At 28.9% G+C, this 488-nt stretch carries 1 protein-coding gene; it reads right to left on the reverse strand.

Annotation, left to right across the window (positions count from 1 at the left end; translation table 11 throughout):
- Positions 1 to 13 precede the first annotated feature (13 nt).
- The coding region (locus tag ACTRWE_RS19270; RefSeq protein ID WP_462880540.1) for a DUF1240 domain-containing protein at positions 14 to 488 on the reverse strand (475 nt) is incomplete at its 5' end.

Below are 488 nucleotides of genomic sequence, written 5' to 3' on the forward strand. Positions count from 1 at the left end.
TTTTGAGTTAATTTTAACGATTATACTCTGCTCTAGTTTCTTGTATAAAAACTTCAAGTTCATTAAGTGTTGGCTCAATTCCTTTTTCATTATGCATTTCAAACCAATCATAAATATCACTAGTGATTACAGAACCATCTTGTAAGCATAACTCATCGTTTTTCAACCAAACATCAGGAGCACGAACTGAAGGTTTTGTATACCAATTACAATAAGTATAGCCATTGCTTTTTATATATGACTCTACATACAAGTTAAAGGGGATTACTAGCAAAAAAAATAAAGATAATGCAATAAACAACCCTTTGACAAAACCTGCCATTAAGTATTCAGATTTATAATTTAATAACTTCTGAATAGAAGCTAAAAAAAATAAAGAAAAAGGGAAAAAGAAAAAAAGTAAAAGAACCTTTCCACTTTTTTCTTTAATAAAAGAACTAGACCCAACAGCTTCCAGTAAACTAATTTCTGAGATGACGGTATAAATT

The organism is Pseudoalteromonas sp. G5_S1_54_S4 (assembly GCF_054968565.1).